This window comes from Streptomyces sp. NPDC002889 (assembly GCF_042888425.1).
Classification (GTDB): domain Bacteria; phylum Actinomycetota; class Actinomycetes; order Streptomycetales; family Streptomycetaceae; genus Streptomyces.
Genome location: NZ_JBIAPT010000003.1, coordinates 204895 through 217481 on the forward strand (window position 1 = coordinate 204895; position 12587 = coordinate 217481).

Here is a 12587-nt window from a genome sequence, read left to right on the forward strand (position 1 = left end):
CGGTACACTCCGACCAGCAACCTTGCCGGGTTGGCGGAATGGCAGACGCTGATGTCTCAAACACATCTGTCCGAAAGGACGTGCGGGTTCGAATCCCGCACCCGGCACCGTTCGCCGAGCGGATGCTCACGTTCTCGTGAACATCCGCTTTTCGCTGCGCACAGCCACCCATGCTCACACAGTGTGGTCGTATGCGATTCCACAGCACGGCTGTGCGACAGAAGGCCCTGGACCTGCTGCGTGGCGGGGCTAGGAACGCGGACGTGGCACGCCGATTGAGCGTGCCGCCGGGAACCATCTCGTACTGGCTTCATATGGACCGGGCGGGACGCGGCGAGTGCCCCGGAAGGTGGGCACCACGCTGCCCCCGCTGCCACGGCCGCGAACTCGGGACTGCGGCGTACGCGTATCTTCTCGGCCTGTATCTCGGGGACGGCCACATCATCCAGTACTCCGGTCATCGCGTCCCCAGCCTCATGATCACCTGCTCCGAGGACTGGCCCGGCCTCATGGACGAGTGCGAGAGAGCGATGCAGACCGTTTTTCCCGACAACTCGGTCTGCCGGGTCATCAAGCAGGGGTGCCGCAACGTCAAGGTGTATTCGAACCATCTGTGGTGCATGTTTCCGCAGCATGGGCGCGGCAGGAAGCACGAGCGCAAGATCGCCCTCGAGCCCTGGCAGCAGGAGATCGTGGACGCTCACCCCTGGGAGTTCATCCGCGGACTCGTCCACTCCGACGGCTGCCGGAACATGAACTGGACCACCCGCATCGTCGGTGGCGAACGGAAACGATACGAGTATCCGCGCTACTGGTTCACGAATGTCTCCGACGACATCCGGCAGCTCTACACCGACACCTTGGACAAGGTCGGCGTCGAGTGGAAGGACTGCACCCGCCACGGCCGGCCGTACAACGTCTCCGTGGCCCGACGCGCGTCCGTCGCGCTCATGGACGCGCACGTCGGGCCCAAGTACTGACCCCTTACTTGGGGCTGTCGTCCTCGCCGATGTGGTGGACGCGCACCAGGTTCGTCGAGCCGGGGACGCCCGGCGGGGAGCCGGCCGTGATCACCACGATGTCGCCCTTCGCGCAGCGGCCGATCCTCAGGAGTTCCTCGTCGACCTGGGCGACCATCGCGTCCGTGGACTCGACGTGCGGGCCGAGGAAGGTCTCCACGCCCCAGGTCAGGCTGAGCTGGGAGCGCGTGGCCGGTTCCGGGGTGAAGGCCAGCAGAGGAATCGGGGAGCGGTAGCGGGAAAGGCGTTTGACCGTGTCGCCGGACTGGGTGAAGGCGACCAGGGATGTGGCACCGAGGAAGTCGCCCATCTCGGCGGCCGCGCGGGCGACCGCGCCGCCCTGGGTGCGGGGCTTGTTGCGGTCGGTCAGGGGCGGGAGGCCCTTGGCGAGGATGTCCTCTTCCGCTGCTTCGACGATGCGGCTCATGGTGCGCACCGTCTCGACGGGGTATTTGCCGACGCTCGTCTCGCCGGAGAGCATCACCGCGTCGGTGCCGTCGATGACCGCGTTGGCGACATCGGACGCCTCGGCACGGGTCGGGCGGGAGTTGTCGATCATCGAGTCGAGCATCTGGGTGGCGACGATGACCGGTTTGGCGTTGCGCTTGGCGAGCTTGATGGTGCGCTTCTGGACGATGGGGACCTGCTCGAGAGGCATTTCGACGCCGAGGTCGCCGCGGGCGACCATTATTCCGTCGAACGCGGCGACGATGTCGTCGATGTTCTCGACGGCCTGCGGCTTTTCGACTTTGGCGATCACGGGGAGGCGCCGGCCCTCCTCGTCCATGACGCGGTGGACGTCGTCGATGTCGCGTCCGGTGCGTACGAAGGAGAGGGCGATGATGTCGGCGCCGGTGCGCAGGGCCCAACGGAGGTCTTCGATGTCCTTTTCGGACAGTGCGGGGACGGAGACGGCGACGCCGGGGAGGTTGAGCCCCTTGTGGTCGGAGACCATGCCGCCTTCGACGACGGTGGTGCGGACGCGGGGGCCGTCGATGTGGGTGACTTCGAGGGCGACCTTGCCGTCGTCGACGAGGATGCGTTCACCGACGGTGACATCGGCGGCGAGGCCGTGATAGGTGGTGCCGCAGATGTGGCGGTCGCCTTCGACGGGTTCGACGGTGATCGTGAACTCGTCGCCGCGTTCAAGCAGTACGGGGCCTTCGCTGAAGCGTCCGAGGCGGATCTTCGGGCCTTGAAGGTCGGCGAGGATGCCGACGTTGCGGCCCGTTTCCTCGGAGGCTTTGCGGACGTGGTGGTATCGCTCCTCATGGTCGGCGTAGGTGCCGTGGCTGAGATTGAATCGGGCGACGTCCATTCCGGCTTCGACCAGTGCCTTGATCTGGTCGTATGTGTCGGTGGCGGGCCCCAGGGTGCAGACGATTTTTGCTCGGCGCATATATCGAGCCTAGGGCTTACCGACCGGTAGAGAATTGGCGTGGCATGACTACTCAACAACCTTTACGTGAAAGGTTATTGACAAGTGTTGAATTGTGCAGGGGACTGCTCCGATGAGCGTACGGACGGCCCGGCGGGGTTGGTCGGCTCCGATCGTGATCTTTTCCGGGTCGATCTCGCGCCTCCGGGCGTGCGGTCGCCTGCTACAGCTCGGGGGGAGTCATCGTAAAGCGGGCGTTGACCTGGGCGTGGACCACCTGGCGCTGGGGTTCGAGGTCGAGGGCGGGCGCCATTTCGGAGGCGGTGCCCGCGTACGCGGTCCTCATCATGCCTGCGGGGGCCTGGGGCGCGCCGTAGGGAATGGCACCTTCCGCGCCGAGGTCGGCCAGCTCCACCAGGGCCGCGAGTTGTGCGCCGAGGGCGCCGGCGTACTCGCGGGCGCGCTGCACCGCTTCCCGTACCGCCTGGCGGCGGGCTTCGCCGTGGGCGGGCGAGTCGGGGCGCAGGGCCCACCAGGGGCCGTTCACCCGGGTCAGTTCGAGGTCGGCGAGGCGGGTGGTGAGCTCGCCGAGTGCGGTGAAGTCCGAGAGTTCCGCGGTGAGGTGAACGCTGCCGTGGTAGGCGCGGACCCGCTCGCCGCGGCCGTGCCGGGTGAGTTCGGGGCTGATGGAGAAGGCGCCGGTCTCGAGTTTCTCCACGGATTCGCCGTAGGACTTGATGAGTTCGAGGACGGCGGAGTTGCGGCGGGTGAGGTCTTCGAGTGCGCTGCGCCGGTCCGTGCCGCGTGCGCTGACGACGACTCCGATCCGGGCGATCTCGGGGTCGACCTCCAGGCGTGCCTCGCCGCGCACGGCGACTCTCGGCATCTCCGGGGTGCCGAACGGCGGGGGCGGTGAGGGCGGCATGGGTGCGTCGATGGTCACGGGAGGCTCCCTCGTACCGGGTGATCGGGGCGGCGGGCGTCACGGTCGGACGGTCAGGGACACTCTCGCATCCTCCGGCGACAACGGGTGGACACCGGATGGAAACCCGTAGGGGGTGTTGCGGGGGTCGTCTCCTGGGCCAGAATCTACGCGCGTTGTGCAACTGATCGAGGGAGACGAAATGCCGCTGAACCGTAGGACGTTCCTGGAGCGGTCGGCCGCCGCCGGAGCCGGTGCTGCCATCACCGGCGGCGTGGCCGCACCCGCCGCGGCCGCGGGCCGGGACCAGGCCCTGGCTCAGCCCCAGGGCCATGGACGTCCGCCGAAGCGGTACTCCTTCACGGTCATGGGTACGACCGATCTTCATGGAAACGTCTTCAACTGGGACTACTTCACGGACAAGGAGTTCGACGACAAGGCGCACAACGATGTGGGCCTGGCGAAGATCTCCACGCTCGTCGAACAGATCCGCAAGGACAAGGGGCGCCGCAACACGCTCCTGATAGACGCCGGCGACACGATCCAGGGCACCCAGCTGTCGTACTACTACGCCAAGGTCGACCCGATCACGGCGAAGCGCGGCCCGGTGCACCCGATGGCGCAGGCCATGAACGCCATCGGCTACGACGCCGCGGCGCTCGGCAACCATGAGTTCAACTACGGCATCCCGGTGCTGCGGAAGTTCGAGGACCAGTGCGACTTCCCGCTGCTGGGCGCGAACGCGCTGGACGCCAGGACGCTGCGCCCGGCGTTCGCGCCGTACAGCATGCACCGGCTGTGCACGCCGCACGGCCGTGATGTCAAGGTGGCGGTCCTCGGGCTGACCAACCCGGGCATCGCGATCTGGGACAAGCAGAACGTCAGCGGCAAGATGGTGTTCCCGGGGCTGGAGGAGCAGGCCGCCAAGTGGGTGCCGAAGCTGCGCTCCATGGGTGCGGACGTCGTGATCGTCTCCGCGCACTCGGGCTCCAGCGGCACCTCCTCGTACGGTGACCAGCTCCCCTACATCGAGAACGCCGCCGGTCTGGTCGCCGAGCAGGTGCCGGGGATCGACGCGATCCTGGTCGGCCATGCGCACACCGAGATCGCCGAGTACTTCGTGACGAACAAGGAGACCGGCAAGCAGGTCGTGCTCTCCGAGCCGCTCAAGTGGGGTCAGCGCCTGACCCTGTTCGACTTCGATCTGGTGTGGGACAAGGGCCGCTGGTCGGTCGAGAAGGCCGGCGCGCAGGTCCTGAACTCCAACACGGCCGCCGAGGACGAGAAGATCACCCGGCTGCTGGGCGACGAGCACAAGAAGGTCGTCGCCTACGTCAACCAGGTCATCGGCACGTCCACCGCCGCCATGAGCACGGCGGCGGCTCCGTGGCGGGACGAGCCGATCATCGACCTGATCGGCCATGTGCAGGCCGAGACGGTGAGGGCGGCGCTGGCCGGCGGTCAGTACGCGGCGCTGCCGGTGCTGTCGCAGGCGTCGTGCTTCTCGCGCACCGCGGCGATCCCGGCCGGGCAGGTGACCATCCGTGAGGCGGCCGGTCTGTACGTCTTCGAGAACACTCTCGAGGCGCGGCTGCTGACGGGTTCGCAGGTGAAGGACTATCTGGAGTTCTCGGCGCGGTACTACGTACAGACGCCGGCCGCGGCGCCGGTCGACACCGCCAAGCTGACGAATGCCGACAACATCCCGGACTACAACTACGACGCGATCTCGGGCCTGACGTACGACATCGACATCGCCAGGCCGGCGGGGTCGCGGATCGTGAACCTGGCGTTCGAGGGCAAGCCGGTGGACGCCGCCGCGCAGTTCGTGCTGGCCGTCAACAACTACCGTGCGAGCGGCGGCGGCAACTTCCCGCATGTGGCCAAGGCGCAGCAGCTGTGGGCGAACTCGGAGGAGATCCGTAACACGATCATCAACTGGGTGAAGGCGAAGGGCACGGTGGACCCGGCCGAGTTCGCGGCGGTCGGCTGGAGGCTCACCCGGGACGGTGTTCCGGTGTTCTAGTAAGGCCTCAGAGGGGTGAGCGGGGGCGCCTGGCCGGGGATGCCGGGCGCCTCGCGCTTTTCGAGGCCGAACGTGGTGAAGGCGGTGCGGCGCGGCAGCGGATACGGTTCCTTGCCGGTGAGGGAGCCCAGGATGCTGGCGCTGCGCCAGGCGGCGAGGCCGAGGTCGGGGGCGCCGACGCCGTGCGTGTGGCGTTCGGCGTTCTGTACGTAGACCGATCCGGTGACGGACGGGTCGAGCATCAGCCGGAACTCGTCGTCGATGCGCGGGCGGCCGGCGGTGTCGCGGTGCATGTACGGGTCGAGTCCGCCCAGTATCCGGTCCAGTGGGCGTTCCCGGTAGCCGGTGGCGAGGACGACGGCGTCGGTGGTGAGCCGGGAGCGGGTGCCTTGCCGGGTGTGCTCCAGATGGAGTTCGATCCTGGTGTTGGCGATGCGGCCGGCGGTGCGGACGCTGACGCCGGGGGTGAGGACGGCGTCGGGCCAGCCGCCGTGCAGGGTGCGGCGGTAGAGCTCGTCGTGGATGGCGGCGATGGTGCCGGCGTCGATGCCCTTGTGGAGCTGCCACTGGCGCGGGAGGAGTTCGTCGCGTGCGGACTCGGGCAGGGCGTGGAAGTAGCGGCTGTAGTCGGGGGTGAAGTGTTCCAGGCCGAGCTTGGAGTACTCCATCGGTGCGAACGCCTCGGTGCGGGCCAGCCAGTGGATCTTCTCGGCGCCGGCGGGGCGGGCGCGCAACAGGTCGAGGAAGATCTCGGCACCGGACTGCCCGGAGCCGACGACGGTGATGTGTTCGGCGGCCAGCAGGTGCTCGCGGTGGTCGAGGTAGTGCGCGGAGTGGACGACGGGGACGGCGGGGGCGTCGGCGAGCGGGCGCAGTGGCTCGGGGACGTACGGTTCGGTGCCGACTCCGAGTGCGATGTGCCTGGTGTAGGCGCGGCCGAGGGCTTCTGCTGCGCCGTCGGCGTCGAGCTGGGTGAAGTCGACCTCGAACAGGGCGCGTTCGGGACTCCAGCGCACGGCGTCGACCTGGTGGCCGAAGTGGAGGCCGGGGAGGCTGCCTGCGACCCAGCGGCAGTAGGCGTCGTATTCGGCGCGCTGGATGTGGAACCGCTCGGCGAAGTAGAAGGGGAACAGCCGGTCCTTGGAGCGGAGATAGCTGAGGAAGGACCAGGGGCTGGCCGGGTCGGCGAGGGTGACGAGGTCGGCGAGGAAGGGGACTTGGAGGGTGGCGCCTTCGATGAGCAGGCCGGGGTGCCAGTGGAAGCCGGGGCGCTGCTCGTAGAAGGCGGTGGCGAGGCCGCCGGGGACGCCGTGGGCGAGCGCGGCGAGGGAGAGGTTGAACGGGCCGATGCCGATGCCCACGAGGTCGTGGGGCTGGGGTTCCCCCCACGCCGCGGGGGCGTGGGGGGAGGGTTCGGCCGCCGCGGCGGCCTCGGTAGCGGGCGTGCCGGTCATCGGGGGGTGCTGCCTTCCACGAGTGCGGTGAGGGTTTCGAGGTCGCGGGGGGTGGCGTAGGGGTTGAGCAGGGTGGCCTTGAGCCAGAGGCGGCCGTCGGCGCGGGCCCGGCCGAGGACGGCGCGGCCCTGGTCGAGAAGGGTGCGGCGGATCTGGGCGGTCTGCTCGTCGGTGGCGGCGGTGGGGCGGAACAGGACGGTGGTGAGGCCGGGCCGTTCGTACAGGGTCAGGCGGGGGCTCTTGTCGACGAGGTCGGCGAGCTGTTGGGCGGCTGCGCGGGTGCGGTCGATGAGTTCGGCGAGTCCGGAGCGGCCGAGGGCTCTGAGGGTGACGGCTGCTTTGAGGATGTCGGGGCGGCGGGTGGTGCGCAGAGAGCGGCCGAGCAGGTCGGGCAGTCCGGCGTCGGTGTCGTCGGTGGGGTTGAGGTATTCGGCGGTGTGGCCGAGGGGTGTGAACACGGCCCGGTCGGGTACGGCGAGGAGTCCGGCCGCGATGGGCTGCCAGCCGAGTTTGTGCAGGTCGAGGGTGACGGAGTGGGCACGGTCCAGACCTTGGAGCAGGGTGCGGTGGCGGTCGCTGAACAGCAGTGGCCCGCCGTAGGCGGCGTCGATGTGCAGCTCGGCGCCGTGCCGGTGGGTGAGGTCGGCGATCTGGGGCAGCGGGTCGATGCGTCCGGTGTCGGTGGTGCCGGCGGTGGCGACGACGAGGAGCGGGCCGTGCAGGTCGGTGAGGGCCTCGTCGAGCGCGGCCGGGTCGAGGACGCCCGCGGGTGCGGGGACGGTCACCGGCTCGGGCAGCCCGAACAGCCAGGCGGCGCGGTGCACGGAGTGGTGGGCGGCCGCGCCGCAGATCACCTGGATCGTGCCGTGGCGCTCGCGGGCGAGGAGCAGGGCGAGATGGTTGGACTCGGTGCCGCCGGTGGTGACGAGGGCGTCGGGGTCGGGGCCGTGCGGATAGACCTCGGCGGCCAGAGCGCGGGTGACGGCGCTCTCGAGCTCGGATGCGGCGGGGGCCTGGTCCCAGGAGTCCATGGACGGGTTGAGCGCGGACGCGGCGAGGTCGGCGGCGGCCGCGAGGGCGAGGGGCGGGGTGTGCAGATGGGCGGCGCACAGGGGGTCGGCGGGGTCGGCGGCGCCGTGGGCGACTTCTCTGACGAGGGTGTGCAGGGCTTCTTCGGCGCCGCGTCCGTGGTCGGGGAGCACGGGCTCGACGACGTTGCGCATCCGGGCGGCGACTGCGGCGGGTCCCCCGGCGGGGATGGGCCCGCCGCGGGCCGCGGCGCCCTCGGCGAGCGCGTCGAGCACGACGGCGAGCAGGGGCCGCAGGGCGTCGGGGCCGGTGGTGCCTCCGGCGAGGGGCGGCGGCGTAGTCATGCGGGGTCCTTCGGCCGGCGCGGGTGTCACCCCACGGTGACGGGGGGACCCGGCGGGGCGCCCGCAGAGCGGGCGATCCTGACCCGAAAGTGGTATTGGCCGGTGGAAGGGGCGGGGTGGGGGTGAGGGTGCTGGTATAGGGGTGCTTCCCCACTCCTCCCCTGTGGGCTCGCGAGCGAAGGGGGCTCCTCACGCCCGACCGGGGCTCCGTGTCCCGCCCCACGGTGTTGGGGCTCCGCCCGCACGGAACGCCGTCCGGAGTCTGTGGACCACGCCCGACGGCGTTGCGGGCGGGGGAACCGGTCTCCGCGGCAGATGAGGGGCCCGGGGCTGTGCCCCGGGCGGGCGGGGCTACGCGTCGCGGACCGCCGACGCCCTGCGGAGGTCGTCGAGTTGGTCCACCAGTTTGCGGCGCAGTGCCGGGATCATCGTCGCGTCGCGCAGGCAGTCCTCACCCAGGCTCAGTGCCTGGGCGTCGACCGCGTGGGCCGGGAAGGCGTAGCGGCCGGCCGCTTCGGCGATGGCCGGGCCGCGGCGGGCGGCGAGGGCGACCGAGTCGGGGTAGTACCGGGCCACGTACTCCTGTACCAGTTCGGCCTGTTCGGGCTGCCAGAAGCCCTGGGCGGTGGCCGCGAACAGATAGTTGGACAGATCGTCGGAGGCGAACAGCCGCTCCCAGGCCGCCGCCTTGGCCTCGGGGGTGGGCAGCGCGGCGCGGCAGCGGGCGGCGCCTTCCTGGCCGCTGGCGCTGGGGTCGCGGTCCAGTTCCGCGGCGATCGCGGGCTCGTCGGTCGCGCCGAGGACGGCGAGGCGCCTCAGGATGCGCCAGCGCAGTTCGGGGTCGAGCTCGGGGCCGCCGGGGACGCTGCCGTCGGCCATCCACTCCTGGATCGGTTCGGGCTGGGGTACGGCGTCGATGAAGTGGCGTACGGCTGTGAGCCGCAGGCCGGGGTCGCTGCCGTCCTCGGTGCGGCGCAGCAGGGCGCGGCAGATGTGGGTGAGGGTGGTGAGCGCCGCGGGGCGCTGCTCGGCGGGGAGGTAGCGGTCGGCGATGTCGGCGGCGGCGAAGCCGAGGACGCCCTGGACGACGGCGGTGTCGCTCTCGCGCGGGAGGTGGGCGGCGGCGGCCTCCAGGTAGGCGGTGGGGGCCAGCTCGCCGTCGCGGACCATGTCGCGGGCGGCGTTCCACACGACCGCTCGGGTCAGCGGGTCGGGGATGCCGGACAGGGAGCCGAGGGCGGTGGCCCAGGACACCTCGTCCAGGCGGACCTTGGCGTAGCTGGTGTCGCCGTCGTTGAGGACGATCAGGGCGGGGCGGCGGCCGGGGCGGGTCTCGGGCTTGCCGTGCGGTACGTCCGTCTCGATGCGCTCGCGCAGCACGAGGCGGCCCGGTTGGACGGGGTCGGTGTCGTAGGCGCCCACCGCGATGCGGTGCGGGCGGGTGCCTGACTGTTCGACGGTCAGCTGCCAGCCGCCCGGTGTCTCGGTGACGGTGGGGGTGAGGGTGTCCACGCCGGTGGTGCGCAGCCATGCCTCGGCCCAGGCGTGCACATCGCGGTCGGTGGCCCGGGCGAGGGAGTCGATGAGGTCGGCGAGGGTGGCGTTGCCGAACTTGTGTGTGGCGAAGTGGTCGTTGATTCCGGCGAGGAACTCCTTCTCCCCCATCCAGGTCACGAGCTGGCGCAGCGCGGATGCGCCCTTGGCGTAGGAGATGCCGTCGAAGTTGAGCATCGCGGAGGCGGTGTCGGGCACGGCGTCCGGGTCGGGGGCGACCGGGTGGGTGGAGGGTCGCTGGTCGGCGTCGTAGCCCCAGGACTTGCGGGCGATGCCGAAGTCGACCCAGGTGCCGGTGAAACGGGTGGCCTCGGTGAGGGTCTGGTAGCCCATGTACTCGGCGAACGACTCGTTCAGCCAGATGTCGTCCCACCACTTGAGGGTGACGAGGTCGCCGAACCACATGTGGGCCATCTCGTGGGCGATCACCATGGCGCGGGTCTGGCGCTGGGTGTCGGTGACGGCGGAGCGGTAGACGTACTCGTCGCGGAAGGTGACCAGGCCCGGGTTCTCCATGGCCCCGGCGTTGAACTCGGGGACGAAGGCCTGGTCGTAGGAGTCGAAGGGGTACGGCTCCTCGAACTTCTCGTGGTAGCGGTCGTAGCACTGCCGGGTGATCTCGAAGAGCTCGTCGGCGTCGGCGTCCAGGCACGCGCCGAGCGAACGGCGGGTGTGGAGGCCGAAGGGCAGTCCGGCGTGCTCCATGCGTACGGAGTGCCAGGGGCCGGCGGCGACGGCGACGAAGTAGGTGGACAGCGGCGGGGTGGGCGCGCAGGTCCAACGGCCGTCGCCGTGGGGGGTGGCGATGCCGTTGCCCAGCACGGTCCAGCTCTTGGGCGCGGTGACGGAGAGCTCGAAGACGGCCTTGAGGTCGGGCTGGTCGAAGGCGGCGAAGACGCGCTGGACGTCTTCCAGGAACAGCTGGGTGTAGACGTAGGTCTCGCCGTCGCTGGGGTCGGTGAAGCGGTGCATGCCCTCGCCGGTGCGGGAGTAGCGCATGTCCGCCTCGATGCGCAGTTCGTGGTCGCCGGCGGCGAGGCCGGTGAGCGCGAGCCGGTTCTCGGCCAGTGTCCCCGGCTCGATGGGCTGCCCGTCGAGGGTGACGCTGCGCAGTGCGGCGGGCTTGAGCTCGACGAAGGTGTCCCCGGAGGTACGGGCGGTGAAGTGTATGACGGTTCGCGAGTCGAAGGTCTCTTCGCCGGTGGTGAGGTCGAGGTCGACCGTGTACCGGTGGACGTCGAGGAGCTGGGCTCGGGTCTGCGCTTCGTCGCGCGTCAGTACGGGCATGCCGCCATGCTGCCGGATGGGCGGGGGGCGGCACAGGGGCGTGCGGTTCGCTGTCAGCGCACTCGGGTCCCCGCATTCCGGGGGCCCAGGTCCTGCTCAGGGCTGCTGCGGGCCCTCGGCGCGGTCCTCGGGACGGATATCGGACCGGTCCTGCGGGCGGTCCTCGGAGCGGGCGGCTGTGCCGTTGTTCTGCGGCTTGTCGGCGATCTGCTCGTGGTGGCGGATGACCTCGGCGATGATGAAGTTCAGCAGCTTCTCCGCGAATGCCGGGTCGAGTTTGGCGCTCTCGGCGAGCTGGCGCAGCCGCTCGATCTGGCGGGCCTCGCGGGCCGGGTCGGCGGGCGGAAGATCGTGCGCGGCTTTGAGGTGGCCGACCTGCTGGGTGCACTTGAAGCGTTCGGCGAGCATATGAACGACGGCGGCGTCGATGTTGTCGATGCTCTCACGCAGGCGGGCCAGTTCGGCGCGTACGGTCTCGTCGATGTCGCTCGTGGTCATGGTCAGCGAGCTTACGTGCCTGGCGGGCAGAGGGTCCCGGGGCGCTCAGAGTCCGGACGCGGTTGCTCCGGCCGCGTCGCGGGCGGGGCGGGCGCATGGGGAAGGCCGGGTGTACGGGGAGGGGCGGGCGGCCCGCCCGCCCCTCCGTCGTGCGTCGCGCTGGTCGTCAGGTGCTACAGCCCGGCCGCCGCGGCCTTGATGGCGGAGGCGAAGGTGGACACCTCGGTGTAGACGCCGGGGAGGTTGGGCCGTGCGCAGCCCTCGCCCCAGCTGACTATGCCGACCTGGATCCAGGCTCCGGCGTTGTCCCTGCGGAACATCGGGCCGCCGGAGTCACCCTGGCAGGTGTCGACCCCGCCCTGGGTGTAGCCGGCGCAGATCTCCTCGTTCGACACGAGCTCCGGGTACGACTGCTTGCAGGAGGCGTCGGAGACGAACGGGACCGTCGCCTTGTACAGGTAGCGCTGCTGGCCGCCGCCCTCGCTGCGGGCGCCCCAGCCGGCGACGGTGAAGGTGCCGCTGTTGTACGCCGTGGTCTCGGCGATCTTCAGGGTGGGCTGGTTGATCGGCTGGGCGAGTTTGATCAGTGCCCAGTCCTTGCCGGTGCCGTTGTAGCCGGGCGCCCGGTAGACCTTGGTGGACCTGACCTTGATGGCGTTCGAGCTCTGGAGGTCCACGACTCCGCCGGTGACGGTGATGCTGGTGTTGTTGCCGGTCGCGCCCACACAGTGTGCGGCGGTGAGAACGATCTGCTGGGTGTAGAGCGCTCCACCACAGCCCATGGAGAGCCGGACCATGAACGGGAACTCACCCTGGGCGGCGCGCGTGCCGCCGACGACGGGGGGCGTTGCGGCAGAGGCGGAGGTGGGCTGGAGGCTGACGGCGGCGAGGATGACGGCCCCGGCCGCGGCGCATCTCTTGAGCACACGCAGAAGCTGCTTCAACGGACTGCCTTTCGTGGGGGGTTGAGACGTACGCCGCTGGCGGACCCGCGTAGCGAAGCACCTTCTCTGACATGGGCCCGACAAGACGTGGTCCGGATTATTCGGAGTGGATCACCACCGCACAAGGCATGC

General features: G+C 70.1%; 9 protein-coding genes and 1 tRNA gene. 3 read left to right on the forward strand and 7 right to left on the reverse strand.

What is annotated here, in order from left to right:
* Positions 1–24: 24 nt before the first annotated feature.
* Together ACFYWI_RS05925 and ACFYWI_RS05930 are read left to right on the forward strand one after the other, a co-directional pair.
* Positions 25–107 (forward strand) — tRNA-Leu (locus tag ACFYWI_RS05925).
* Between the two features lie 84 nt (positions 108–191).
* Positions 192–980, forward strand: coding sequence for a helix-turn-helix domain-containing protein (locus tag ACFYWI_RS05930; protein WP_389225742.1), 789 nt, complete (start codon positions 192–194; stop codon positions 978–980).
* A 4-nt stretch (positions 981–984) separates the two neighbouring features.
* Here ACFYWI_RS05930 and pyk read toward each other — a convergent pair whose 3' ends face one another.
* Both pyk and ACFYWI_RS05940 read right to left on the reverse strand, forming a co-directional pair.
* Positions 985–2418, reverse strand: a complete 1434-nt coding sequence (gene pyk, locus ACFYWI_RS05935; RefSeq protein ID WP_389225745.1) for a pyruvate kinase — start codon at positions 2416–2418, stop codon at positions 985–987.
* A 202-nt stretch (positions 2419–2620) separates the two neighbouring features.
* Entirely contained in the window at positions 2621–3322 is a 702-nt protein-coding gene (locus ACFYWI_RS05940; protein WP_389226300.1) for an SIMPL domain-containing protein, read from the reverse strand.
* Between the two features lie 199 nt (positions 3323–3521).
* On the opposite strand from ACFYWI_RS05940, the gene ACFYWI_RS05945 reads away from it, so the two are divergent.
* A complete protein-coding gene (locus tag ACFYWI_RS05945) occupies positions 3522–5345 on the forward strand; it encodes a bifunctional metallophosphatase/5'-nucleotidase (protein WP_389225748.1) in 1824 nt (607 codons plus the stop codon).
* Here ACFYWI_RS05945 and ACFYWI_RS05950 read toward each other — a convergent pair.
* The 5 genes from ACFYWI_RS05950 to ACFYWI_RS05970 all read right to left on the reverse strand — a co-directional run bounded on the left by ACFYWI_RS05950 (position 5342) and on the right by ACFYWI_RS05970 (position 12455).
* Positions 5342–6799, reverse strand: coding sequence for a lysine N(6)-hydroxylase/L-ornithine N(5)-oxygenase family protein (locus ACFYWI_RS05950; RefSeq protein ID WP_389225751.1), 1458 nt, complete (start codon positions 6797–6799; stop codon positions 5342–5344). The genes ACFYWI_RS05945 and ACFYWI_RS05950 overlap by 4 nt on opposite strands.
* Positions 6796–8172, reverse strand: coding sequence for a pyridoxal phosphate-dependent decarboxylase family protein (locus ACFYWI_RS05955; RefSeq protein ID WP_389225754.1), 1377 nt, complete (start codon positions 8170–8172; stop codon positions 6796–6798). Before ACFYWI_RS05955 ends, ACFYWI_RS05950 begins: the two co-directional genes overlap by 4 nt.
* Before the next feature lie 351 nt (positions 8173–8523).
* Positions 8524–11013, reverse strand: coding sequence for an aminopeptidase N (pepN, locus tag ACFYWI_RS05960; protein WP_389225758.1), 2490 nt, complete (start codon positions 11011–11013; stop codon positions 8524–8526).
* Positions 11014–11109: 96 nt separating this feature from the next.
* Positions 11110–11511, reverse strand: a complete 402-nt coding sequence (locus tag ACFYWI_RS05965) for a chorismate mutase (protein ID WP_389225761.1) — start codon at positions 11509–11511, stop codon at positions 11110–11112.
* Positions 11512–11684: 173 nt separating this feature from the next.
* The gene (locus ACFYWI_RS05970) at positions 11685–12455 is read right to left on the reverse strand and encodes a S1 family peptidase (protein WP_389225764.1); all 771 of its coding nucleotides are present in this window, start codon (positions 12453–12455) and stop codon (positions 11685–11687) included.
* Positions 12456–12587 lie beyond the last annotated feature (132 nt).

Coding starts and splice junctions, on each gene's coding strand:
- ACFYWI_RS05945 (WP_389225748.1), top strand. CDS start 3,522: ATGCCGCTGAACCGTAGGACGTTCCTGGAGCGGTCGGCCGCCGCCGGA.
- ACFYWI_RS05950 (WP_389225751.1), bottom strand. CDS start 6,799: ATGACCGGCACGCCCGCTACCGAGGCCGCCGCGGCGGCCGAACCCTCC.
- ACFYWI_RS05940 (WP_389226300.1), bottom strand. CDS start 3,322: ATGCCGCCCTCACCGCCCCCGCCGTTCGGCACCCCGGAGATGCCGAGA.
- pyk (WP_389225745.1), bottom strand. CDS start 2,418: ATGCGCCGAGCAAAAATCGTCTGCACCCTGGGGCCCGCCACCGACACA.
- ACFYWI_RS05965 (WP_389225761.1), bottom strand. CDS start 11,511: ATGACCACGAGCGACATCGACGAGACCGTACGCGCCGAACTGGCCCGC.
- ACFYWI_RS05955 (WP_389225754.1), bottom strand. CDS start 8,172: ATGACTACGCCGCCGCCCCTCGCCGGAGGCACCACCGGCCCCGACGCC.
- ACFYWI_RS05930 (WP_389225742.1), top strand. CDS start 192: ATGCGATTCCACAGCACGGCTGTGCGACAGAAGGCCCTGGACCTGCTG.
- pepN (WP_389225758.1), bottom strand. CDS start 11,013: ATGCCCGTACTGACGCGCGACGAAGCGCAGACCCGAGCCCAGCTCCTC.